The 23,051-nt window shown below is 67.6% G+C and carries 18 protein-coding genes and 3 tRNA genes; 9 read left to right on the plus strand and 12 right to left on the minus strand.

Annotation, left to right across the window (positions count from 1 at the left end):
* The first annotated feature begins 13 nt into the window (after positions 1-13).
* Positions 14-496, plus strand: coding sequence for a 6,7-dimethyl-8-ribityllumazine synthase (ribH, locus tag R3I40_RS03050; RefSeq protein WP_259923256.1), 483 nt, complete (start codon positions 14-16; stop codon positions 494-496).
* Positions 497-762: 266 nt separating this feature from the next.
* Positions 763-838: transfer RNA gene (locus R3I40_RS03055), tRNA-His, on the plus strand.
* A 136-nt stretch (positions 839-974) separates the two neighbouring features.
* Here R3I40_RS03055 and orn read toward each other — a convergent pair.
* The gene (orn, locus tag R3I40_RS03060) at positions 975-2,900 is read right to left on the minus strand and encodes an oligoribonuclease (protein ID WP_317700093.1); all 1,926 of its coding nucleotides are present in this window, start codon (positions 2,898-2,900) and stop codon (positions 975-977) included.
* A gap of 166 nt (positions 2,901-3,066) precedes the next feature.
* Here orn and R3I40_RS03065 point away from each other — a divergent pair, with 166 nt between their 5' ends.
* Positions 3,067-3,696: a superoxide dismutase gene (locus R3I40_RS03065; protein WP_183373840.1), complete on the plus strand. Its 630-nt coding sequence runs from the start codon at positions 3,067-3,069 to the stop codon at positions 3,694-3,696.
* A 173-nt stretch (positions 3,697-3,869) separates the two neighbouring features.
* Positions 3,870-5,063, plus strand: coding sequence for a M48 family metallopeptidase (locus R3I40_RS03070; RefSeq protein WP_239376661.1), 1,194 nt, complete (start codon positions 3,870-3,872; stop codon positions 5,061-5,063).
* Between the two features lie 73 nt (positions 5,064-5,136).
* Here R3I40_RS03070 and R3I40_RS03075 read toward each other — a convergent pair.
* A tRNA-Arg gene (locus R3I40_RS03075) sits at positions 5,137-5,209 on the minus strand.
* Positions 5,210-5,449: 240 nt separating this feature from the next.
* On the opposite strand from R3I40_RS03075, the gene R3I40_RS03080 reads away from it, so the two are divergent.
* The gene (locus R3I40_RS03080) at positions 5,450-6,019 is read left to right on the plus strand and encodes a single-stranded DNA-binding protein (RefSeq protein ID WP_239376660.1); all 570 of its coding nucleotides are present in this window, start codon (positions 5,450-5,452) and stop codon (positions 6,017-6,019) included.
* A gap of 63 nt (positions 6,020-6,082) precedes the next feature.
* On the opposite strand, the gene R3I40_RS03085 is transcribed toward R3I40_RS03080, so the two are convergent.
* On the minus strand, positions 6,083-6,640 hold the full coding sequence (locus R3I40_RS03085) for a hypothetical protein (RefSeq protein ID WP_239376659.1): 558 nt from the start codon (positions 6,638-6,640) through the stop codon (positions 6,083-6,085).
* 122 nt (positions 6,641-6,762) lie between these two features.
* Here R3I40_RS03085 and R3I40_RS03090 point away from each other — a divergent pair, with 122 nt between their 5' ends.
* Positions 6,763-9,840, plus strand: coding sequence for a UPF0182 family membrane protein (locus R3I40_RS03090; RefSeq protein WP_239376658.1), 3,078 nt, complete (start codon positions 6,763-6,765; stop codon positions 9,838-9,840).
* 114 nt (positions 9,841-9,954) lie between these two features.
* A tRNA-Met gene (locus R3I40_RS03095) sits at positions 9,955-10,028 on the plus strand.
* Between the two features lie 237 nt (positions 10,029-10,265).
* Here the strand turns inward: R3I40_RS03095 and R3I40_RS03100 are convergent.
* The 6 genes from R3I40_RS03100 to R3I40_RS03125 form a co-directional block, all read right to left on the minus strand.
* Complete coding sequence (locus tag R3I40_RS03100; protein WP_317700042.1) at positions 10,266-11,489, minus strand: IS110 family RNA-guided transposase; 1,224 nt, start codon at positions 11,487-11,489, stop codon at positions 10,266-10,268.
* 376 nt (positions 11,490-11,865) lie between these two features.
* Entirely contained in the window at positions 11,866-13,092 is a 1,227-nt protein-coding gene (locus tag R3I40_RS03105; protein WP_239376656.1) for a pyrophosphate--fructose-6-phosphate 1-phosphotransferase, read from the minus strand.
* A gap of 142 nt (positions 13,093-13,234) precedes the next feature.
* On the minus strand, positions 13,235-14,026 hold the full coding sequence (locus R3I40_RS03110) for an inositol monophosphatase family protein (protein WP_239376654.1): 792 nt from the start codon (positions 14,024-14,026) through the stop codon (positions 13,235-13,237).
* Positions 14,027-14,043: 17 nt separating this feature from the next.
* Complete coding sequence (gene rsgA, locus R3I40_RS03115) at positions 14,044-15,048, minus strand: ribosome small subunit-dependent GTPase A (protein WP_375544809.1); 1,005 nt, start codon at positions 15,046-15,048, stop codon at positions 14,044-14,046.
* A gap of 35 nt (positions 15,049-15,083) precedes the next feature.
* Positions 15,084-16,415, minus strand: coding sequence for a 3-phosphoshikimate 1-carboxyvinyltransferase (aroA, locus tag R3I40_RS03120; protein ID WP_239376652.1), 1,332 nt, complete (start codon positions 16,413-16,415; stop codon positions 15,084-15,086).
* A 94-nt stretch (positions 16,416-16,509) separates the two neighbouring features.
* Positions 16,510-17,070: a DoxX family membrane protein gene (locus R3I40_RS03125; RefSeq protein WP_183373858.1), complete on the minus strand. Its 561-nt coding sequence runs from the start codon at positions 17,068-17,070 to the stop codon at positions 16,510-16,512.
* A gap of 93 nt (positions 17,071-17,163) precedes the next feature.
* Between R3I40_RS03125 and R3I40_RS03130 the strand changes: the two genes are divergently transcribed.
* Together R3I40_RS03130 and R3I40_RS03135 are read left to right on the plus strand one after the other, a co-directional pair.
* Positions 17,164-17,784 carry a sigma-70 family RNA polymerase sigma factor gene (locus R3I40_RS03130; protein WP_239376650.1) on the plus strand — a complete coding sequence of 207 codons (621 nt, stop codon included), beginning with the start codon at positions 17,164-17,166 and terminating at the stop codon, positions 17,782-17,784.
* Positions 17,785-17,888: 104 nt separating this feature from the next.
* Complete coding sequence (locus tag R3I40_RS03135; protein ID WP_239376648.1) at positions 17,889-18,215, plus strand: hypothetical protein; 327 nt, start codon at positions 17,889-17,891, stop codon at positions 18,213-18,215.
* An 82-nt stretch (positions 18,216-18,297) separates the two neighbouring features.
* Here R3I40_RS03135 and R3I40_RS11560 read toward each other — a convergent pair whose 3' ends face one another.
* The 3 genes from R3I40_RS11560 to R3I40_RS03145 all read right to left on the minus strand — a co-directional run bounded on the left by R3I40_RS11560 (position 18,298) and on the right by R3I40_RS03145 (position 22,902).
* On the minus strand, positions 18,298-18,372 hold the full coding sequence (locus tag R3I40_RS11560; protein ID WP_375544813.1) for a 50S ribosomal protein bL37: 75 nt from the start codon (positions 18,370-18,372) through the stop codon (positions 18,298-18,300).
* 76 nt (positions 18,373-18,448) lie between these two features.
* Positions 18,449-19,081, minus strand: coding sequence for a GDSL-type esterase/lipase family protein (locus R3I40_RS03140; protein ID WP_183373864.1), 633 nt, complete (start codon positions 19,079-19,081; stop codon positions 18,449-18,451).
* Positions 19,082-19,140: 59 nt separating this feature from the next.
* The gene (locus tag R3I40_RS03145; protein ID WP_239376646.1) at positions 19,141-22,902 is read right to left on the minus strand and encodes a multifunctional oxoglutarate decarboxylase/oxoglutarate dehydrogenase thiamine pyrophosphate-binding subunit/dihydrolipoyllysine-residue succinyltransferase subunit; all 3,762 of its coding nucleotides are present in this window, start codon (positions 22,900-22,902) and stop codon (positions 19,141-19,143) included.
* Positions 22,903-23,051 lie beyond the last annotated feature (149 nt).

Genomic DNA, 23,051 nt, shown 5'->3' on the forward strand with positions numbered 1-23,051 from the left:
GAAGGAGAACCCCATGGCCGGACACGGCACCCCCTCCACCCCGCTCGCCCCCGCAGAGAACGGTCCCCGCTCGATCGGCATCGCAGCCGCCTCCTGGCATGCGCAGATCATGGACTCGCTGATGGACGGCGCCCGGCGCGCCGCCCGTGACGCGGGCATCGACGACATCGTCGAGATCCGCGTCCCCGGCTCGTTCGAAGTCCCGATCGCGGCGCAGACCCTCGCCCGCGCCGCCGACGTGGTGGTCGGCCTCGGCGTGGTGATCCGCGGCGAAACCCCGCACTTCGACTACATCTGCGACGCAGCCACCTCGGGCCTCGCCCAGGTGGCGCTGGAGGAGTCCACCCCCGTCGGCAACGGCGTGCTGACCGTGAACACGCAGGAGCAGGCGATCGCCCGCGCCGGGGGAGAGGGCGCGAGCGAGGACGCCGGCTATGCCGCAGCGGAAGCGGCGATCCGCACCTACCGCGCCATCGCGGAGGTGCGCGGGCGCTGACCGTGTCCGTGGGTGACGCGGCCGGGCATGGGCCCGGTGCGCTGCCGGGAGCGGGGATGGCGGAGGCGTTCACCGACGGCACCCGGTGGGCGCTTCTCATCGCGGCGGGGTTCATGCTGGTGGGCTTGGCGGTTCTGGCAACGAGATCCGCACCACGCAGCCGCTGACCAGATTGGCTTTCGCCGGATGGGGCGCACTATGCTGAATACTCGTGACGACGAGCGCGTCAGTCCTGAGGGATCAGGGCGCAGCTCATCCGATCCATGGTGGTCGTAGCTCAGTTGGTAGAGCTCCTGGTTGTGGTCCAGGCGGTCGCGGGTTCAAATCCCGTCGATCACCCCAGTGCCCCGGGACACCGCTGCAGCGGTGTCCCGGGATTTTTTCATGTCCGCCCCGCTGCGCCCGCAGCCGCCCTGGCTGTTCCGCCACGACGCCTGCGGCTGCCCCGGCAGCTCCGCCACCGCGCCGCTGCTGCCTCTCACTGCGGGTTGTCGAGCAGCCCCCGTCGGACCCCTTCTGCGAGCGACGGCCACACCGGCAGTCGCGGAATCAGCGTGGCCTGCACGGCGTGGTACGCATCCGGCTTCCCCCGCCACACGGTCGTGGACGGCTCCAGGTCAATGTCCAGCTCGTGGTGCCAGGACCCGCCCGCGGGGTCGATGAAGTCCTCAGCGATGTGCTCCCACCACTGCTGGTAGAGGTCCGCCCACCGGCGGTCACGGGTGGTGCGGTAGACGACCGCGGCGGCGCCGACGGCTTCAGCCGCCACCCAGTGCATCCGCTCGCGCGCCACCGGCTCGCCCTGCCAGTCCACCGTGTACGGGAACCCGCCCGTGCCGTCGATGCCGTCGAACTCAGCGGCGCGGTTCATCAGAGCGAGCGCGCACTCCAGCATCCACTGCGGCTGATCCTGACCCTGCTGGGCGAGACCGGCGCGGGCCGTCAGCGTCAGGCGCGCCCACTCGAACCAGTGGCCGATCGTCGCGCCGTAGGGGCGGAACGGATCCGCGCGGTTGTCCGTGTTGAACTCCGGCAGCATCTCCCATTCGGAGGAGTAGTGCTCGGGCAGCAGCCAGTCGTTGTCGCGGGCGAACTCGTTGACAGCGCGCTTGATGATCCCCACCGCGATCTGCAGCAGGTCCAGGCGGTCGAGCACATCAGCAGCGGCGAGCAGCGCCTCCACCGTGTGCATGTTCGCGTTGATGCCGCGGTACTCCTCCGTAGAGGAGAAGTCCCTGGTGAAGCTCTCACGGACCATGCCCTCGGTGCGGTCATAGAACCGTTCGAGCAGAACCTCGAGCGCGTCATCGAGGAGCGCGCGGGCACCGGGGCGGCCAGCGGCCGTAGCGGACGCGGCGGCGAGGACCACGAACGCGTGCGCATACGCGCTCTTCGAATCCCCCGCGACCGAGCCGTCGAGGGCGACCTCATCGAACCAGCCGCCGTGCTCGGCATCGGAGAAGACATCGCGGAGGGCGCGCACACCGTGATCGGCGAACTGCCCGGCTTCCGGGTTGCCGAGCATGGAGGCCAGGGAGAACACGTGGGTCATGCGGCAGTTGATCCACAGTTCCCGATTCTTCGACTCGTCGATCTCGCCGGTCTCATCGAGCCAACCGAAACCGCCCTCATCGAGCGCGGAGCCGGCAGCGAACTCGAGCAGGGCATCGCCCTCGCTGGCGAGCCAGCGGGCGTGAGTGGGGGAGTCCAGCCAGGTGACGCTCGCGGGGTGGTCACCCTCCGCATCGGCCGCGTCCGCGGCACCGGAGGAATCGGCGGAGCCGTCGGCCGGGAGCTCGAAGCGCTTCGCCTGCACCTTCAGATAGTCGGTGGTGGGACCGGGCGCGGAGACGAACATCGCCTCCCGGTAGTACTTCAGCTCCTGGATGGATTCGCGGATATCGGCGAGGGCGCGGTGCCCGCCGTGCTTCTGCGGCGTGTTGAAGAAGACCCGCGGCAGCCACCGCTTCGCCAGCTCCTTCAGCGAGGACACGTCGATTGTGCGGTAGGAGAGGTAGCTCTCGAACAGGGGCAGGTCGCGCTCCAGGAACGCTCGGTCGGTGCCCACGCTGTTGCCGGCGAGCGGCGCCTTGCCGGGCTCCGGCACGTACTGGCGGACGTACTCCAGACACTGCTGCTGGGCCTCTTCCAGAGTGACCCCGTCGGCCAGCTCCTCCAGCAGACCGGAGTCGGTGTGCATCTGGCGGACGAAGTCGTTCATGGACTCGATTGCGCCCTCCGGCGGGCGGATCACGATGTCCACACCGTCGCCGAGGACGGTGAGGTCGGCGTCGGTGACGAGGACCGCGACTTCGATGAGGGCGTCCTCGGCCTTGTCCAGGCCGGTCATCTCGCAGTCCACCCAGACGATTCGGTTGCTGACAGTGTTCTTCGTGCTCTTCACCCGTCCAGCCTATCCACTGCCCCCATGCCCGCGCGCTCCCGGCGCCTGATCAGGGCTTTGTCACCGAGTGCTCAACTCCGGCCACTAGGGTTGGACACGAACCGCGCCAGGCGGCACATCTGAATCGGGCAGCCCGGCGTCACTTCGACGAAGAAAGGGGCCTTCCATGGCTGACTACACTCTTCCGGATCTCTCCTACGACTACGGCGCTCTCGAGCCGAACATCTCCGGCCGGATCATGGAGCTGCACCACTCCAAGCACCACAAGACCTACGTGGACGGTGCGAACACCGCTCTGGAGAAGCTTGCTGAGGCACGCGAGAAGGACGACTTCGGCACCATCAACCAGCTGGAGAAGAACCTCGCGTTCAACCTCGCCGGCCACGTCAACCACACCGTGTTCTGGAACAACCTCTCCTCGGAGGGCGGCGACAAGCCGACCGGTGAGCTCGCCTCCGCAGTGGACGAGTTCTTCGGCTCCTTCGACGGCCTGCGCGGCCAGTTCACCGCTGCAGCCCTCGGCATCCAGGGCTCCGGCTGGGCGATCCTCGCCTGGGACTCCCTCGGCGGCAAGCTCATCATCGAGCAGCTGTACGACCACCAGGGCAACCTCGCAGCCGGCTCCGTCCCGCTGCTCATGCTCGACATGTGGGAGCACGCCTTCTACCTCGACTACCAGAACGTGAAGGCGGACTACGTCAAGGCGTTCTGGAACATCGTCAACTGGGCCGATGTTGCGGACCGCTTCGAGCGTGCCCGTAAGCAGACCGTCGGCCTGATCACGCCGACGGCCTGATCGCCAGCAGTCCCGCGCTCACCTGAGCGAACCAGCGGCGGTGCCTCCTCGTAGGCGCCGCCGCTGTTCACTGTCTGCGGGCCGGCGGGGTCATACGTTGGTCGGAGGCGCTCCGGCCGGAAGCACCGCCAGGTCTAACGGCGAGCCGACGGGTTCTTCCCTACAGTTGTTCCATGACTTCACCGCAGCAGCCCTCATCGTCACCGGCCGCATTCGGTCCTCACGGCCCCCTGGACGGTCGCGAACCCGTCGGCCGCCCCCGACTCTTCAACGGCTCCACCCGTCTCGGCCTGACCGGCGACCTCGCCATGCGGCACCCCTGGGAGCTGCCGCTCTTCGCCGTCGCCGTACTGTTCACTGTCGGGTTCAACCTGGCCTGGCTGGCGAGCATCGTCGTGTTCATCATCCTCGTCGCAACCGGCAATGACGCCTCCGTCGTCGACAGCCTCGACCCGAACCTCATCCAGCTGTTCGTCATCATCGGCGCCCTGCCGTGGATCCTGTGGATCCTGCGCGCCCTCATGTACGCGCAGCAGCGCGCGCTCGCGGTCCGTATGAGCCCCACCCAGTTCCCGGAGGGCTACCGGATGGTGTGCGAGGCAGCGCAGCAGTTCGGCATGCGCCGCGTTCCCGACGCCTACGTGACGATGGGCAACGGCGTGATCAACGCGTTCGCCGCCGGTCACGGATTCCGCCGCTACGTGGTGGTCCACTCCGACCTGTTCGAGGTGGGCGGGCGTGTCCGCGACCCCGAAGCACTGCGCTTCGTCATCGCCCACGAGGTGGGGCATCACGCTGCGGGCCACACCGGCTACTTCCGCATCCTGTTCCAGAACCTCTTCTACCAGGTGCCGATCCTCGGCAGGGCCCTCTCCCGCGCCCAGGAGTACACGGCGGACAACTACGGCTACTCGCACGTCCCCAACGGTGCGCCCGGAACCATGGCGCTGCTGGCCGGCGGCAAGTACCTCAACGCCCACGTCAACGTGAACGAGCTCGCCGACCGTGCCGCCACTGAGAAGGGACTGTGGGTGCACCTCGTGCAGTGGACCTCCACCCACCCCATCACCACCTGGCGCGCGAACGCCCTGCGCGACCGCACCCGCGCCGGCAAGATGTGGCTGCGGCCCAAGGCGCCGCTGTTCCACCAGATGCTGCCGGCGGGCTCCACCTTCTCCAAGAAGCACCCCACGCCGGAGCAGGCGATCGAACTGATCAACCGTGCGCGCGCGGAGGGACTCGTTCTGGACGAGGAGCAGTTCGGCCGCTTCCCGGGCGCCCAGTATCCGGCGCCGGCATCGATGCGCGACCTGCAGATCCGCGCACCGTACCCGCCGATCAACGAGGGCACGATGCCGAACTCCTGACCCAGTCGCGTGCAGTGATGACAGAAGGGGCGGACCAGAGAAATCTGGCCCGCCCCTTCTCGTGTGCTGTGGGCGCCCCCGGCAGGATTCGAACCTGCAACCTACGGATTAGAAGGCCGGTGCTCTATCCATTGAGCTACGGAGGCGGGGCACCCGTCGCCCCGTCCCGGGGTCGACGGCGCGGCGGTGACGCCGCGGGGTGTGCGGCTCAAGTGTAGGCGAGCAGGGCCCGCCGCCCCGAATCCGAGTGGCCCGTGCCCACCGCCACTTGTGCACAGTTCGCCTCCGCGGAGTGTGGTGCGGACGCTCACTGGGAATGCTGGACGGACCGCCGGCGGCAAGCGCCGGACCGACGCGGCCGCAGCGCCGCCAAAGAAGGGGGACCCATGTCCGCTATCCGCACCACCATCGTGGGCAACATCGCCCAACCGATCCGCCTGCAGAAGTTCCCGGACGGCAATCTCGTCGTCACGTTCACCGTCGCCGTCAACGACCAGTACCTTGACAAGAAGACCGGGGAGTTCGCCGACCGCGGCACCGAGTTCGTGCGCGTGCAGACCCGCCGCCGTGACCTCTGTCTCAACGCTGATGCTTCCCTCAGCGTCGGCGATCCGGTGATCGTGACGGGGCGCCTCACCACACATTCGTGGAAGGGCCCCGACAACCGCGACTTCTTCGCGCTGCTGCTGCATGCTGAGGCCCTCGGGCCGAGCCTGCAGTTCGGCACCACCCGCTACTTCAAGAACAACAACCAGAAGCCGGTCGGGGACGACGGCGAGCAGCTCACCGGCGGTGAGGACACCTCTGCTGAGCTCGAAGGCCGCACTGTTCCCGACGACACCGCCGAGGATCGGGAAGCGCCGGTACGGCGGGACCCGTCGGAGCTGGTCGCCGTCGGCGTCGGTGGCGGAGAGGAGGCCGACGGGGCAGAAGGCGACAAGGAGCCGCCGTTCTGATCCCACCGCCTCCGCTTGAGCAGCGGTGGACGCCGCCGAGTGGTGGCGTGATGCTGCTGGGCGTCAGTCCTGGGCCGGGGCGAGGCCGAGGCTCGCCTGCAGGGCGTCCACGAGCGCCGGGATGAGGCGGCGCCCCATCCGCGTGGGGGAGTCCGCGATGACCCGGCCGTTCTCCACAGCCCGCACCACACACCAGGTCTCACCGTTGAGCAGCGCGCCCACAACGACAGCTGTCTGCGCGGGCGCGCTGTCATCTCGCCGGTCCCCGTGGGTCCGCGGCGCGGCATCGATCACCGCGTGGACGGCTCCGCCGGCGAGGTCCTCCGGCCAGGTGGCCTCCTGCAGTTCAGCGACCGGGTCCAGCTGGTCGGCGCCCATTTCGATCGGTGTGAGGTGCTCCGGGTCGTCATCACCGGCGGCGAGGTCCTCGGGGTCCATCAGCTCGGCCAGCTGGGGATGATCCTCGGCGATCATGCCGGTCCTCAGCAGCATCCAGCGGGACGCGGTCGCACCAGCGGGGGGAGCCTGCGGTCCGGAGAAGGCGAAGCGGAAAACTTCGAGGATCGAAGCGGCGAGGCCGGCTTCGCGTTCAGTGAGATCAGCAGGGGAGTCGGAATTCACGTGCAAAGTTTAACCTGACAGAATGGACGGGGACTTCTCCGTCCAGACTACTGACCGCTGCGCTTCGATCGGCGACGCGCGTGGACAGCTGTGAGATCGCCCTGCGAGTTATGAGGTAGCCAGTGAGTTTCTCCGTCCCCGCACCCGGATCACGTCCGCGGCCGAAACCGTCGGGAACGCAGGAGGACGGCAAGAGCCGGTTCACACCCCTCACCATCACGCTTCTCATCATCGGTGCGCTCCTGGTCGCGCTGGTGATCGCTGCGGAAGTCGTCACCGCCTACCTCTGGTACAGCCAGCTCGGCTACGTCGACGTGGTCCGCACCCGCTGGATCACCCAGGTGGTCCTCTTCCTCCTGGGCGCCGCCCTCATCGCCCTGCCGCTGTTCTTCACCCTCCGCTTCGCCTACAGGCATCGGCCGGTGCATCCGCCGATCACCCGCGAAGAACAGGCGGTGGAGCAGTTCCGTCAGGCTGTGGAGCCGCTGCGCCGCCTCATCACCTTCGCCGTCCCCGGCGCTCTCGGCATCTTCGGCGGTCTCGCCGCCGCGAGGGCGTGGGAGCCGGTGCAGCTGGCGATGCACGCGAAGAACTTCGGCACCACGGACCCGATCTTCCACAACGACATCGGGTTCTACGTGTTCCATCTGCCGGTCATCGACATGGCGCTCACCTTTCTGAACTTCATCGTGGTCGCCACCGCCGTCGCCGCCATCGCCGGGCACTTCGTGTACGGCGGCATCGCCTGGGGCCAGGATTCCGGTATCTCCATCACCAAGGCGGCACGCCGGCACCTCGGCATCATCGCCTTCGGCTACCTGCTGATCCTCGCCGCCCAGCACTGGGTGGAGCGCTACCATCTGCTGAACTCCGGCCACACGAAGTTCGAGGGCGCGTCCTTCACGGATGTCAATGCCCTCATCCCCTCCAAGACGATCCTGGCGGTCGCCGCCCTGATCGTGGCGGCGCTGATGCTGCTGTGGATCATCAAGGGCAACTGGAAGATCCCCGCAATCGGTGCCGGTCTCATCGTGCTGTCCACGCTCGCCGTCGGCATGGCCTACCCCACGCTGATCCAGAACTTCAAGGTCGATCCGAACGAGCGCGCCCTCGAACAGCCGTACATCCAGCACAACATCGACGCGACGCGCGCCGCGTACAAGATCGACAAGGTGAAGGAGACCCGCTACCAGGCGAAGACCGACGCCGACGCCGGTGCGCTGCGCTCCGACGCCTCCACCACCGCCCAGATCCGCCTCATGGACCCGGGGGTCGTGTCCCCGACCTTCGAGCAGCGCGAAGCGAACCGACCCTACTGGGGCTTCGAGGACCAGCTCTCCGTTGACCGCTACGACATCGACGGGAAGCAGCAGGACACCGTGATCGGCGTGCGCGAACTGCGCCCCGACAAGCTCAACCTCGCCAACCGCGACTGGGTGACGCAGCACGTGGTCTACACCCATGGGTACGGTGTCGCCGCCGCGTACGGCAACCGGCGTCAGCCCAACGGCGAACCGTCCTTCTTCCAGTCGGGCGTGCCCGGCAGCGGCCCGTTCGGCGACTACCAGGAGCGCGTCTACTTCGGCCGCCACTCACCGGACTACTCCGTGGTGGGCGCCCCGAAGGGCTCCGACCCGCAGGAGTTCGACTACCAGTCCGGCGGTACCGACGGCAAGGGCGACGGCTCCCAGGTCTCCAACACCTACACCGGCGACGGCGGACCGAAGATCGGCAACCGCTTCGTGCGGCTGCTGTACGCGGTGAAGTTCCGCGAACCCAACATCTTCATCTCCAGCTACGTGAACTCCGAGTCGCAGATCCTCTACGACCGCAATCCGCGCGACCGCGTGAAGAAGGTCGCGCCCTACCTGTCGCTGGACTCCGAGATGTACCCGGCTGTGGTGGACGGCAAGCTCAAGTGGGTGATCGACGCCTACACCACCACCGACCGGTACCCGTACGCGCAGTCGATGGACTTCAACACCGTGGTGACGGACGCGAAGACCAACGGACAGGCCACTGCGGATCAGCGGCAGGCGGACGTCAACTACATCCGCAACTCCGCGAAGGTGACGGTGGATGCATTCGACGGCTCGGTGGAGATCTACACCTGGGACACCGAGGACCCGATCCTGCGGGCGTGGAACGATGTCTTCCCGACCTCGCACCGCGCGGCCACGAAGATCTCCTCGGATCTCATGAGCCACCTGCGGTACCCCTCGGACCTGTTCAAGTCGCAGCGTCACATGCTCGGCCAGTACCATGTGACTGATGCTGACGAGTTCTTCGGCGGGCAGGACTTCTGGCAGGTCACGCCGGACCCGAACCGCGCAGCTGCGGGGCAGAACAGCAAGGACGGCCAGAGCATGGTCGTTCAGCCGCCGCTGTACCTGTCGATGAAGATGCCCAACCAGGACGGCCCGCGCTTCTCCGTCTCCACCAGCTACATCCCGGTGGCGGGCCAGGACGTCCTCATGGGCTTCCTCGCCGTTGACTCGGAGACCGGCAGCACCGCCGGCAATCCGGCCGACAGCTACGGCGACATGAATCTGCTGGTGCTGCCGACCGCGAACCCGGTGAGCGCACCCCGCCAGGTGCAGAACACGTTCAACACCAACCCGGAGGTGTCGCGGGAGCTGAACCTTCTGCGCACCGGCAACTCCGAGGTCATCAACGGCAACCTGCTGACCCTGCCGATGGGCGGCGGACTGCTGTACGTGCAGCCCGTGTACGTGATGAGCTCCAGTTCCGGCGGCGGCACCTCGTATCCGCTGCTGCGCAAGGTCCTCGTCTCCTTCGGCGACAAGGTCGGGTACGCAGATACGCTGGATGAGGCACTGGATGCCGTCTTCGGCGGCGACTCCGGTGCGAACGCCGGTGATGCGGAAGTGCCCACCAAGGGCGAAGCCGGTGCCGTCGAGGGCGCCAACCCGGCACCGGGCACCGACGGCCAGCAGCCGAAGGACGGCGCGACGCCGCAGCCTTCGCCATCGCCGACCCCGTCGGCCGATCCATCGTCCCCGGCGGCGCCGGCGCCTGCCGATGCCGATGCCCTCACGAAGGCGCTCGACGACTTGGATGCCGCCCAGAAGGAGGCCGACAAGGCTCTGAAGGACGGTGACTGGGCCGCTTACGGTGAGGCGCAGAAGAAGATGGACGACGCCATCAAGCGCGCCCGCGAGGCCAACGGGAAGCAGTAGGCTGACGGGGACGGGCGTCAACCGGGCAAACCGGAGGTGAAAGTTTCCTGTCTCACGTTTGACGCCTCCGCGTTGGACATCGGAGGGGTGCCCGCGTAGATTAGAACATGTCGACGCGGGATGGAGCAGTTCGGTAGCTCGCCGGGCTCATAACCCGGAGGTCGTAGGTTCAAATCCTGCTCCCGCTACGAGATGAAGGCCCTGACCAGAGAAATCTGGTCAGGGCCTTTCCCTTACCCGGGAGCGGCTGGTCGCGGTGCCGTCGCGCCTGTGTCGGTCGATTCGTCGACGTATTCGGGGCTGTACGCGCTGACTTCCCCGAAAGTGCAGACGGATCGTTCGGCGTGGCCGCAGCGTGCGGAGGAGGAGTGCGGCGGTCGCAGGCTGCGCAGTGCGCGCATCGGGGGGTGTCCCTATGTTTCGAGTCAAGCCGCGAGAGCGGTCGGCTCGGGGGTAGGGGCGGTTGTCGGTGGCTGGTAGTAGGTGCCGTCGCGGAGCATGGCGTAGATGACGTTGCAGCGGCGGCGGGCTAGGCAGATCACGGCGGCGTTGTGCCGTTTGCCTTCGGCGCGTTTGCGATCGTAGTAGGCCTTGGAGATGGGGTCGTGGTTGGAGGCGACCCAGGCGGAGTAGAACAGGGCGTTCTTCAGGCGTTTGTTCCCTGACCGGGCGGGGAACTCTCCGCGGATCGAGGTGCCTGATCTGCGGGTGACCGGCGCGATCCCGGCATAGGCCGCGAGGTGGCTGGCGGACTCAAACGCGGAGCCATCACCGATCGCGAGGAGGATCTGGGCGGCGGTCTTGATGCCGATCCCCGGCATGCTCATCAAGACCGAGGCGAGAGGGAAGTCCTCCAGCATGCCCTCCACTTCGTGGGCCACGGTCGCGCGCTGTTCTTTCAGCTCTTTAACCTGGCCAGCGACTCGGGGGATCACCAGCTCAACCGCTGCGGTGGCGGGCACGATGACGGTCTGCTCGCTAAGGGCTGTGAAGATCTGCTCGACCAGCGTCTCGGGGTCGCGGCGTGAATGCGCGCGGGCGAACCGCAGCACCTTCCCTCGGCCGGCACTTCGGAGGCCGGTGGGGCCGCCAAACTTCTCCAGCAGGTCCAGCACGAGCCCAGTGGAAAGCTTCCCGCCGGCGAAGACGCGCTCGAGCGCGGGGTGGATCTGGGTGAGCAGGGACCGGATCCGGTTCAGCGCCCTTGTGGTCTCGTGAGCGAGGTCCTCATCGAACCCGGCCAGAACCTTCAGCGCGGAGAGGACCTCGCTGTCACGATCGACCTGCCGGAGGGTGTGAGGCATGGTGCGGGCCGTGTCGGCGATGATGAAAGCATCCCGCGCATCAGTCTTTGACCTGCCCGGATACAGATCCGCGGCCTTCCGCATCGCCAATCCGGGAAGGTAGGCGACTGTGCAGCCGGTATCCCGGGCCACCGCGATCGGCAACGCTCCGATGGTGTTCGGCTGATCGACCACCATCAGCACTTCGCCGTGGTTCTGCAGCTGGGTGAACAGCTCGCGAAGTTTGGTCTCGTCCTGCGGGAGGGGCTTGTCGAACAGCTTGTTCCCCTCCGGGTCGAGTGCGCACGCGTGGTGAGCTGTCTTCCCGACGTCCAGGCCGATCACGACCGCGAACCCTGTGTTCATGACGCTGTCCTCCTCATCACTGCTGGCCGCAGTCTCGACACCCGATGCCGGCACCCACGTTACGAAGAGACCTCAGACAGAGCTGGGCCGTGTCCCTATCAGCGGTCAACGCGTGTCTCTCGACCGGGCGGCAACACCCCCCGGACCATCAATGGCAGGGCAACAAAGCCATACCCGGCCGAGCGACCAGACCCCGTCCATCGGGGTGCTCACAAGGTAACGGGCAGAGAAGCGCCCCGGCGGATTCACCACCGGGGCGCTGTTCATCATGTCGGCCCGTCCATCGGGTCGCCGCGCATATCAGGTCGCCACGAACATCAGGCCAACTGGACCGAGGGAGCCCAACTGGCCGAGCCAGGCGAGACAAGAGCCAGAATCAGTCGTCGCTGGGCTCCGCCTTCGCGAACGGCTGGCCCGCACGCACCAGGACGTCCTGGAACCAGTCCTGCTCCACGTTGAACGACTTGTGGCCGGCGATCCGATCGAACTCGATGGCGCGCAGGCGGTTGTCGTTGCCCTCGTCATGGCCGATCACGCCACTGCCGCCTTCGAGGGACACCTGCACGGCCAGATCCGTCATCGACTTGATGAGGCGCAGGTCCTCTGCATTCGCCTTCGCGGACCGCGCGAAGTACCCGGACTTCTGAACCATCACCTTTTCGGCGCCGAGCTTGTCCGCGAACTGCTTCGCGAACCAGTTGCCCGGGTTGATGGTATCGAGCTTGACGTGGCCGAACGGGTCGCGCGGCACCTCCTCGCCGTTCGCCTCCATCTCCGCAACGATCTCCGGGATGCCGGCACCCTCGGACAGGAAGATGTTGACGTTGCCGACCTCGTCCATCACAGCCTTCAGGCGCTTCGCCTCACGGTCGATGTCGATCTTCAGCTCCGGCAGGAAGACGGCGTGCACATCCCACTTCTCGGCATCGAGGCCGATCTCCGGGAGCCACTGCTGCTGAGCGTGCCACTGCTGGTAGAAGCGGGCGGCTTCAGCAGTGAGATAGCCGCAGGCGCGGCCCATGATCTCGTGGATGATGAGCATGCGGGGGTTCGAGCCGTGCTCAGCGATGATGTTCTGCGCGAACTGGCTGGTCTGCTCAGCGGCAGTCAGGGCGCCCAGGGACTGGCGCACCGGCACGATGTCGTTGTCGATCGTCTTCGGCAGACCCACCACGCGCAGTTCAGCGTCGTGCTCGTGGAGGTACGCCGCAAGGTCAGCGGCGGTGGTGTTCGTGTCGTCGCCGCCGATGGTGTGAAGGACATCGACCCCGTCGGCCTTCAGCTTCTCCGCCGCCACCTGCAGGGCGTTCTCGCCCTCCCTGATGAGGCCGCGCTTGACGAGGTCGTCGGTGTTGGTGAGCTTCACGCGGGAGTTGCCGATGGGGGAGCCGCCGAACTGGTGCAGCAGACCTGCGTTCCGGCGCACCGTCTGGTCCACGATGATCTTCTCGCCGGACAGCAGACCCCAATAGCCGTGGCGGTAGGCAATGATCTCAATGCTCGGGTCGAGCTCGGTGTAGCGCTCGATGAGGCCTCCCACAGCAGACGAGAGGCACGGCGCGTAGCCGCCCGCAGTCAGAAGTGCAACGCGTTTGACGGTCATATCTTCCCTTTCCATGGGTGCCCGGAAACAGCCGCCGCGATCAGGCGGCCGGGCAGGTCAACGGACACTGCCATCCTAGCGGCGGCGCCTGGGGAGGAAGGTCCTCGCAACAGGCCCCATGACCAGGGGATTCACTGCCGGCTCAGGCCTGCTGAGCGAGCGCCTCCAGGATCATCTCGTGCAGGTGCCCGTTGCTCGCCACGGCACCGTCGCCGAAGGGCCCCGGGGCACCGTCGAGGTCGGTGAAACGGCCGCCCGCCTCCGTTACGATCGGCACCAGCGCCGCCATGTCATGCAGCGCCAGCTGCGGCTCTGCAGCAGCATCGACAGCGCCTTCGGCGAGCAGCATGTAGCTCCAGAAGTCGCCGTACGCGCGGGTCCGCCAGAACCGCTGCATCAGATTGAGGAACTCGCGCAGGCGCCCCTGCTCCGCCCAGTTCGACAGGTCGGAGTACGACAGCGATGCGGCGTCCAGCGAACCCACGCCGGACACCTGCAGGCGCTTCGCGGACGACAGGCGCGGGCCGGTGAACGCACCGGCGTCCTTCGCAGCCCACCAGCGGCGCTTCAGGGCCGGCGCGGACACGACACCGACCACCACTTCGCCGTCCTCGACGAGTCCGATGAGGGTCGCCCACACGGGAACTCCGCGCACGAAGTTGGAGGTGCCGTCGATCGGGTCCACGATCCACTGGCGGGATCCCGTCCCGGTGGAGCCGAACTCTTCGCCGATGACCTGATCGCGGCTGCGGACCCGGGCCAGCTGTGCGCGGATCATCTCCTCCGCGGTGCGGTCGGCGTCGGTGACCTCGGTGAGGTCGGGCTTCGTCTCGACTGTCAGGTCCTGGGTCTGGAAGCGGGACAGGGTCTTCTGGTCGACCGCGTCGGCGAGGACGTGGGCGAGGCGCAGATCGTCGGAGAGGGAAGAGCTCATGGGCTCACCCTACCGATTCAGAGGTCCCAGGGGTTGTTCTTCCGCAGCGCGTCGTCCAGCCGCCGGAACGACGCCAGCCGCGCCGGTCCCGCCGGTCCCGCTGCACCCTGCTCCACCAGCGCGTCCATCGCGCAGTCGGGAGCGTCCTCGGCATGGGTGCAGCCGCGCGGACAGTTCTCCTCCAGGGCCGCGAGGTCAGCGAACGCACCCAGCAGTTCCTCGGGGGTGACGTGGCCGAGGCCGAACGAGCGCACACCGGGGGTGTCGATCACCCACCCGCCGCCGGGCAGCTGCAGCGCCAGCGCGGAGGAGGAGGTGTGGCGGCCGCGGCCGGTGACGTCGTTGACGTGGCCGGTGGCGCGGTCCGTGCCGGGCACCAGCGCGTTGATGAGGGTGGATTTGCCGACCCCCGAATGCCCGATCAGCACGCTGGTCTCCCCGCCGAGGCGCTGCCGGAGCTCATCCAGGCCGGCGATGGACCCGTCGGCCTCCCGGTGGGTGACCACGTACTCCACCCCGAGCGGGGCGTAGGTGGTGAGGAAGTCCGACGGGTCCTTCAGATCTGACTTGGTCAGGCACAGCAGGGGCCTGATGCCGGCGACGTAGGCGGCGACCAGGCAGCGGTCGATCATGCCTCCGCGGGGCTCCGGATCAGCCAGCGCCGTCACGATCACCATCTGGGTCGCGTTGGCGACCAGGGGACGCTCGGTGGAGTCGTCATCGTCAGCGGACCGGCGGAGGAAGGAGCTGCGCTCGTCGATGCGCACGATGCGCGCGAGGGTGTCGGTGCGGCCGGACGTATCGCCGGTCATGCCGACGACGTCACCGGGAACGATGGGGGAGCGGCCGAGGGCTCGAGCGCGCACAGCGGTGACCGAACGCTCGGCGTCCGTGCCGGCATCGATGACGGTCCGCCAGCGGCCGCGGTCCACCGCGACGACGCGGCCCGTGACGGCGTCGGAGAAGTCGGGGCGGTCCTTCGTGCGGGGCCGGGACCCGCGGCGGGATGGGCGGATGCGCACATCCGATTCGTCGTACGAGCCTCGAGGGCGACGACTCACCAGGTGCCTCCGGACCGCGCTTCCGCGTGCAGCATGGACAGCCACATGCCCACGAAGTCCGGCAGGGTCTTCTGCGTGGTCGCCACGTTCACAACGCGCACGTCCGGCACCTTCAGACCGATGATCGCGGCGGCGGTCGCCATGCGGTGGTCCTCATAGGTCTCCATCACGCAGCCGGTCAGCGGCTTCGGCGTGATCTCCAGGGAGCCTTCGTGCTCCACAACGTCGGCGCCGAGGCGACGCAGTTCGGTGGCGAGAGCGGCCACTCGATCGGTTTCGTGGCCGCGCAGATGCTTGATGCCCCGCAGGTGCGAGGGGGAGTCGGCGAGGACGGCGAGGGCGGCGATCGTCGGCGTCAGCTCGCCGACGGAGGACAGGTCGATGTCGATGCCGCGGATGTGTCCGGTGCCGCTGAACTCGACATCGCTGCCGATGCGCTCCACCTCGGCGCCCATCATCGGCAGAATGCGGGTGAAGTCCTGGCCGGGCTGCGTGGTGTGCTCCGGCCAGTTCGCGACCGAGACGCAGCCGCCCGTGGCGACGGCGGCGGCGATGAACGGTCCCGCGTTCGACAGGTCCGGTTCGATGGTGATGTCGCCGATCTCGAATTCGCCCGGCTCCACGGTCCATTCGTGGCGGCCGTCCACCACCCGGTGCTCGGCCGTGATGCCTGCGGCCTGCAGCAGCGCCACGGTCATATCGATGTGGGGGATCGACGGCAGCGAGTCGCCCACCTGACGCACGGTCAGCGGCGCCTCGCCGCGGACACCGGCGAGCAGCAGCCCGGAGACGAACTGGCTGGAGCCGCTGGAGTCGATCTCCACCACACCGCCGCGCAGGCTGCCGGTGCCGTTGACGGTGAACGGCAGGGAGGCCGACGGGTCCTCCCGGTCGATCCGCACGCCCTGCTGTTCGAGACCGTCGAGCAGCGGCGCCATGGGCCGGGCGCCAGCGGTGTCATCGCCGATGAAGCGCACCGGGCCGGAATGCAGAGCAGCGACGGCCGGAACGAACCGCATCACGGTGCCGGCGAGGCCGCAGTGGATGACCAGGGGGTCGTCGGTCAACAGGTCCTCACTGCTGTCCCGGGCGGCACGTCGGCCGTGGCCGCGGCGTTCGGTGGTCGCGCCCTGCTCGTTGAACGAGATCGGCGTGACGATCAGAGTCTCGCCGTCGGCTTCGAACGAGGCGCCGAGTTCGGTGAGCGCGTCGATCATCAGGCGGGAGTCGCGTGAGGCCAGAGCACCGGTGAGGCGCGTCGGGCTGCTGGCGAGGGCGGCGAGCACCAGCCAGCGGTTGGTCAGCGACTTCGAACCGGGGATGGTCACATGAGCATCCACGGGCCCTTCAGCGACAGGGGCGGACCACTGAACGTGCTGCACTGTGAATCGGGAGTCCTTAGTGAGGGGAGAGGAGAGGGCCTCAGGCCTTCTTGATCTTCTTGGCGAGCTTCTTGTCGAGCTTCTTCGCGGACTTCGAGCGCTCAGCCGCCTTCTGCGCCTTCTCCAGGTCCTTGCGCTTGTTCTCGGCGATCTTCTGGCCGCGCTCGATGGCGTGGTCCACGCGCCACGCGAGGCCCGGCTTGCCGTCGGTGTCGACGACGGCGAGCAGGACGCCGCCGAGCAGACCGAGATCGCCGGCGATGCGGCCGAGCTCCTCGAGGCGCTCCTTGCCTTCGAGCTCCCAGATGCGGCGGCGACCGCCGAGCGCAATGGTGGAGGAGAGCAGGAGAGCGCCGGCGGAGAACCGCGGCGCGCGGTTCAGGGCGAAGGCCACACCCGCAGCGGCTGCAACGCCGCCGAACACGCGCACGAGGGTCTGGGCGTCGGTCGGAATGCCGGCGCTGGTGACGTAGGAGTCGAGCTCGGGGAGTTCAACGGGCAGGCCGTCGACGACGCGCTGGGGACGCGCCACGGTGCGCGCCCCGTCGACGATGAAGGGGGCTGCGAGCAGCGGGCGAGCGATGCGGCGGACAACAGACATGGTTACCTCACGGTTTTCTCTCTATGACAGAAGTCGCTGATAGCCTAACGCACATGACCCCGAACACTGTCGGAAAACCGGCCCCTGAACACTATGTCTGACCAGCCGGATCATGCGACCACGGGCTCAGCGGAGGCCCTGAGCGACGACGAGTTCGAAGCCGAAGCCCTCACCCATCTGGACTCCCTCTACGGCGGCGCACTGAAGCTCGCCCGCCACCAGCAGGACGCGGAGGACCTCGTCCAGGAGACGTACGCGAAGGCCTACCGGGCCCGGAACTCCTTCCGGCCGGGGACGAACATGCGCGCCTGGCTGTTCCGGATCATGCACAACGCGTTCATCTCCGGTTACCGCAAACAGCAGCGCCGCCCGCAGGAGTCCGCCGGTGACGGCGTGGAGGACTGGCAGCTGCACCGCGCCGAGTCCCACACCAGCACCGGTCTGCGCAGCGCGGAGACCGAAGCCCTGGAGGCGCTGCCCGATTCGGACATCAAAGAGGCCCTGAACAATCTGCGGGAGGACTACCGCGAGGCGGTGTATCTGGCGGATGTCGAAGGGTTCTCCTACAAGGAGATCGCCGAGATCATGGAGACGCCGATCGGCACCGTCATGTCCCGGCTCCACCGCGGCCGCGCGCAGCTGCGCGACCAGCTCGAGCAGTACGCCCGCAGCCGTGGCTACCTGCGCGATGAACCGGGGGAGGAGCAGGCATGAGCGGAGCCACCTCTGGTCGATGGAATGAATCCGATCCGCGCGGCGTTGTCCCCGACGACCAGCCGATGCCAGCCCGGCCTGTGCCAGCAGAGAGGAGCGCGCCCATGCGGAATGCGGACGACCCGGCGAACGGTCTGAGCGATCCCGCGGCGCACATGAACGGTCCTGCGGAGCGCATGGACGATCCCGCGGCGCGGCTGCGGGCGCGGGTGGACCAGGCGCTCGCCGCGGGCCTGACCCCCAGTGAGATCGCCGAGCTGGAGGCCCACCTGGGCGACTGCATCAACTGCGCCCGCGAAGTGGAGCGCGCCCGCCGCATTCAGGCCCTGCTGCGCGCATCCTGTCGCGAGGAGCGGGCCCCTCGGGAACTGCGCGAGAGGATCCGCGTCACCTACCGCGAAGTCCGCATCACCTACCGTCGCGGTGGCTGACCGCCAGAACCGCGCCGATGACACGAAGGAGCGCCCGGACTGATCGTCCTGGGCGCTCCTTCATCACTGGAACCGGAACGGTTCAGCAGTTGGGGCGACGGCCATGGTTGGCGCTGCTCTTACGACGCGCCTTGCGCTTGCGTCCACGCTTGCTCATCACGCACTCCTTTCGTGCAGTCATCACGGGAAGCTGCCCGAAGGCAACCCCGCTATTGTGCCACAGTCCAGCGCCGTCAGCGCGGTTCGAGGAACTGTGAGAAGTCCGAATGCAGCACGAGCCAGGCGATGAGGCCGTAGCCGGTCTGCGTGGGGATGTCCCGTTCGGAGCGGGCCACATCACCCATGTACTGCTCGTGGTGCATCAGCGCTGCGACCGGGTCCACGTAGGGGATCCGTCGGCGCGCGCACACATCGTTGAACGCACCGGAGAGCTCGAAGACCTTCTCGGTCTTCGCTCGATCGGCCGACGGCGCCGGGCCCACCACGAACGTGGGGAACTTGTAGCGCTCCAACCCGTCGAGAACGGTCGCGAGGTTGAGGCGCGACCGCGCCAGCGACAGCCCAGAGTCCACATCGGCGCTGCCAAGGGACAGGACCACGCGGTGATCGGTGGGGTACTCCTCGTCCCGCTCGATGAGGCGCTCCAGATCCTCCTGCCAGCGCACCGCCAGCTGCGCCGTGGTCTCCCGCGGCATGGCGGCGGTGAACACGTCCACCCGTGCCTGGCCGTCGTTGTGGCGGGCGACTGCGCGTCCGAGCCATCCGAGGGCCTTGGCGTCGCCGGCACCGGCGAGCAGCTCATCGCCGAGAGCGACGAGCCGAACCCGTCGGGCCGGGTCCTGCTGGTCTTCGGAGAATGAGTTCACGAGCAAGCCTCCAGGTGGGATCGATGGGGGAGATCGACGGACCTCCCAACCCTAACCGGTCATCGTGCGAACGCGCTGTCCATCAGGCGCTCGAACTCCGCAACGTGCCGCTTCATGGTGCCGGCCGCGGGCGATGCGGACGCCGGGCGCGCCGCTACAGTCAGCGGAACGCGCACATGCTCAGCGAAGTTCATGGCGATGTACTGCCACGCACCCTGGTTCGACGGCTCCTCCTGCACCCAGCGGACGTCGGCGCCGTCGTACACGGACAGCGCCTCGCGGATCTCCTGGGTCGGCAGCGGGTACAGCTCTTCGATGCGGACGATGGCGACGTCATCGGCCCCGCGCTTCTCCCGCTGCGCCACGAGGTCCCAGTAGACCTTGCCGGAGCACACCAGCACCTGCTGGATGGCCGACGGGTCCTTCGTTCCCTCGGTGATCACCGGACGGAACGAGCCGGAGGTGAAGTCCTCCACGGACGAGGTCGCAAGCTTGTTGCGCAGCATCGACTTCGGGGTGAAGACGATCAGCGGGCGGCGGCGCTCCCGCTTCGCCTGGCGGCGCAGCAGATGGAAGTAGCTCGCCGGAGTGGACGGCATCGCCACCCGCATGTTGTTCTCCGCGCACAGCTGGAGGAAGCGCTCGGGGCGGCCGGAGGAGTGGTCCGGTCCCTGGCCCTCGTAGCCGTGCGGCAGCAGCATGACCAGCGAGGACCGCTGCCCCCACTTCTGCTCAGCGGAGGAGATGAACTCGTCGATGATGGTCTGCGCGCCGTTGACGAAGTCACCGAACTGCGCCTCCCACAGGACCAGCGACTCGGGGCTCTCCGCGCTGTAGCCGTACTCGAAGCCGAGGGCGGCGAACTCGGAGAGGGAGGAGTCGTACACGTTGAACCGCGCCTGGCCCTCGCCGAGGTGCAGCAGCGGCGTGTAGGTGTCCTGGTCCTCACGATCGATCAGCACACCGTGGCGCTGAGTGAAGGTGCCGCGGCGGGAGTCCTGGCCGGCGAGGCGAACGCGGGTGCCCTCCATGAGCAGGGAGCCGAACGCCAGGATCTCGCCGAAGCCCCAGTCGATGTCGCCCTCGCGGGACATCTCCTGCCGCTTCTCGGTCAGGGACTTCAGCTTCGGGTGGATCTCGAAGGTGTCCGGGTAGTCGACGTGCGCGGTGCCGATGGTCTCGAGCACGGAGGCGTCGACCGCAGTCTCTGCTTCGACCTCGCCGTAGTCGGGTTCGTCGCCCTGCTGCGACATGGGCTTCTCCAGGCCCTTGACCGCACCGTCCTTCTTCGCGTCCTTGCCAGCTTCACGGGCACCGGCGAACGCCTGGTCGAGGTGCTGCTTGAAGTTGTCCACCACATGCTGCAGCTCGTCCTCGGAGAGGTCGCCGCGCTCCAGCAGGGTCTCGGTGAACAGCTTGCGGACGCTCGGCTTCTTCTCGATGAGGTCGTACATCAGCGGCTGGGTCATCGAGGGGTCGTCGCCCTCGTTGTGGCCCCGGCGACGGTAGCAGACCATGTCGATGACCACGTCGCGGTGGAACTTCTGGCGGTACTGGAACGCCAGCTCGGCGGCGCGGATGCACGCCTCCGGGTCGTCGCCGTTGACGTGGAAGATCGGCAGCTGCGTGCCCTTGGCGATGTCAGTGGAGTAGAACGACGACCGCGAGGAATCGGGCAGCGTGGTGAAGCCGATCTGGTTGTTGATGATGACGTGGATCGTGCCGCCCGTACGGTAGCCGCGCAGCTCCGAGAGGTTGAGGGTCTCGGGCACCACGCCCTGACCGGCGAACGCCGCATCACCGTGGATGAGGATCGGCAGCACCGGGAATTCGCTGCCGCCGAGCTCCAGGCGGTCCTGCTTCGCACGCACCACGCCCTCGAGCACGGGGTTGACCGCTTCGAGGTGGCTGGGGTTCGCAGCGAGGTACACCTTCGTGGTGTCGCCGTCGAGCGAGGTGTAGGAGCCCTCGGTGCCGAGGTGGTACTTCACATCACCGGAGCCGACGCCCTGAGCGGTGCCCTCGAACTCCTGGAAGATCTGCGAGTGGCTCTTGCCGGCGATGTTCGCCAGCACGTTGAGGCGCCCGCGGTGCGGCATGCCGATGCAGACCTCCTTGACGCCGTCGCGCGCGGCGTCGGTCAGAATCGAGTTCAGCAGCGGGATCATCGCTTCGCCGCCCTCGAGGGAGAAGCGCCTCTGGCCCACGAACTTGGTCTGCAGGAACGTCTCGAACGCTTCGGCTGCGTTGAGGCGGTCCATGATGTGGGTGAGCTGGTCCTTCGTGAAGGGGCGGCGCTTGTTCTCCACCTGCTCCTGCACCCAGTTGCGCTCCTCCGGGTCGGTGAGGTGCATGTACTCCACGCCCATGGTGCGGCAGTACGCATCGCGCAGCACCCCGAGGATCTCGCGCAGGGTCATGCTGTCCCGGCCGCCGAGACCGCGCGTGGGGAACGTGCGGTCGAGGTCCCACAGGGTGAGGCCGTACGTCTCCACGTCCAGGTCCGGATGGCGGCGCTGGCGGTACTGCAGCGGGTCGATGTCCGCCATCAGATGGCCGCGGGTGCGGTACGCGTGGATCAGGTCCATCACGTGCGCGAACTTCTCCTGCGGGGAGTCCTGCATCGGGTTGTCCGCCACCCACCGCACGGGCTCGTAGGGGACGCCGACGGACTCGAACACGCGGTCGTAGAAGCCGTCGAGGCCGAGCAGCTTGTCCGCCATCACCTTGAGGAACTCGCCCGAGGCGGCGCCCTGAATGATGCGGTGGTCGTACGTGGAGGTCAGGGTCATGACCTTGGAGACCGCAAGCTGCGCGAGGGTCTCCTGGCTGGCGCCCTGGAACTGCGCAGGGTAGTTCATCGCGCCGACGCCCACGATCGTGCCCTGGCCCTTCATGAGGCGGGGGATCGAGTGGACGGTGCCGATGCCACCGGGGTTGGTCAGCGACACCGTGGTGCCGGTGAAGTCCGCCATGGTCAGCTTGTTGGCGCGGGCACGGCGCACGATGTCCTCGTACGCCTGCCAGAAGCCGTGGAAGTCGTACTTCTGCGCCGCCTTGACGTTGGGGACCACGAGACCGCGGGACCCGTCGGGCCGCGGCATGTCGATCGCGAGACCGAAGTTGATGTCCTCGCGCTTGAGCAGGACCGGCTTGCCGTCCTGCTCATCGAAGCCGTTGTTCATGTCGGTGATCTCGGTGATCGCCTCGATCATGGCGAAGCCGATGAGGTGTGTGAAGGAGACCTTGCCGGCGCGGCGACGCTTGAGGTGGTTGTTGATGACGATGCGGTTGTCGAACAGCAGCTTCACCGGGACATCGCGCACCGAGGTCGCGGTGGGGACGGTCAGCGACTCGTCCATGTTGCGCACCACGGCGGCGGCGGGGCCGCGCAGCTTCACCGGGGTCGGCTCATTGGTCGCCTGCGCGGGCGCGGCGGAGGAATCGTCCTTCTTCGCGGGGCGGTCTGAGGTGGTTGAGACCCCGGCCTTCTTCTCCGCGGCATCGACCTTCTTCGCAGCCGAGGACTTCGCGGCGGGTGCGGCATTCGTCGGCGCGGCCTTCTTCGGCGCAGCCTTCGTGGACTCGGCCTGCTTCGACTCGGCCTTGGCGGCGGGGTTCGATGCCGCCGGGGCGGGGGACTCGTCCGCGCCCTTCTCAGCGGTGCCGGAGGACTCCCGGGAGCGGAAGAACTCCGCCCAGGACGAATCCACACTCGAGGGGTCCTCTCGGAACTGTGCGTGCAGCTCGTCGACCAGCCACTGGTTCGGGCCGAACTCGGCCTCAGCAGTGTCGTTCGTGCTGTGTGTCTGCTCTGACACTCTGGGATCGCCAACTTTCGCTTCCGGACGATTGATCGGATCCAGCCTAGCGGAATTCGGGGCACTCACCCCACCGCGGACAGCGGCTTTTACCAGGTCCTGACCGCTGAGCCGGACACAGTGGCGATTCCTGCCCCAGGCGCCGCTCG

Source organism: Helcobacillus massiliensis, assembly GCF_033106145.1.
In the GTDB taxonomy this organism is placed as follows: domain Bacteria; phylum Actinomycetota; class Actinomycetes; order Actinomycetales; family Dermabacteraceae; genus Helcobacillus; species Helcobacillus massiliensis.

Coding starts and splice junctions, on each gene's coding strand:
- R3I40_RS03105 (WP_239376656.1), bottom strand. CDS start 13,092: ATGACCGTCAAACGCGTTGCACTTCTGACTGCGGGCGGCTACGCGCCG.
- R3I40_RS03110 (WP_239376654.1), bottom strand. CDS start 14,026: ATGAGCTCTTCCCTCTCCGACGATCTGCGCCTCGCCCACGTCCTCGCC.
- R3I40_RS03065 (WP_183373840.1), top strand. CDS start 3,067: ATGGCTGACTACACTCTTCCGGATCTCTCCTACGACTACGGCGCTCTC.
- R3I40_RS03125 (WP_183373858.1), bottom strand. CDS start 17,070: ATGTCTGTTGTCCGCCGCATCGCTCGCCCGCTGCTCGCAGCCCCCTTC.
- R3I40_RS03100 (WP_317700042.1), bottom strand. CDS start 11,489: ATGAACACAGGGTTCGCGGTCGTGATCGGCCTGGACGTCGGGAAGACA.
- R3I40_RS03080 (WP_239376660.1), top strand. CDS start 5,450: ATGTCCGCTATCCGCACCACCATCGTGGGCAACATCGCCCAACCGATC.
- R3I40_RS03070 (WP_239376661.1), top strand. CDS start 3,870: ATGACTTCACCGCAGCAGCCCTCATCGTCACCGGCCGCATTCGGTCCT.
- ribH (WP_259923256.1), top strand. CDS start 14: ATGGCCGGACACGGCACCCCCTCCACCCCGCTCGCCCCCGCAGAGAAC.
- R3I40_RS03135 (WP_239376648.1), top strand. CDS start 17,889: ATGCGGAATGCGGACGACCCGGCGAACGGTCTGAGCGATCCCGCGGCG.
- R3I40_RS03130 (WP_239376650.1), top strand. CDS start 17,164: ATGTCTGACCAGCCGGATCATGCGACCACGGGCTCAGCGGAGGCCCTG.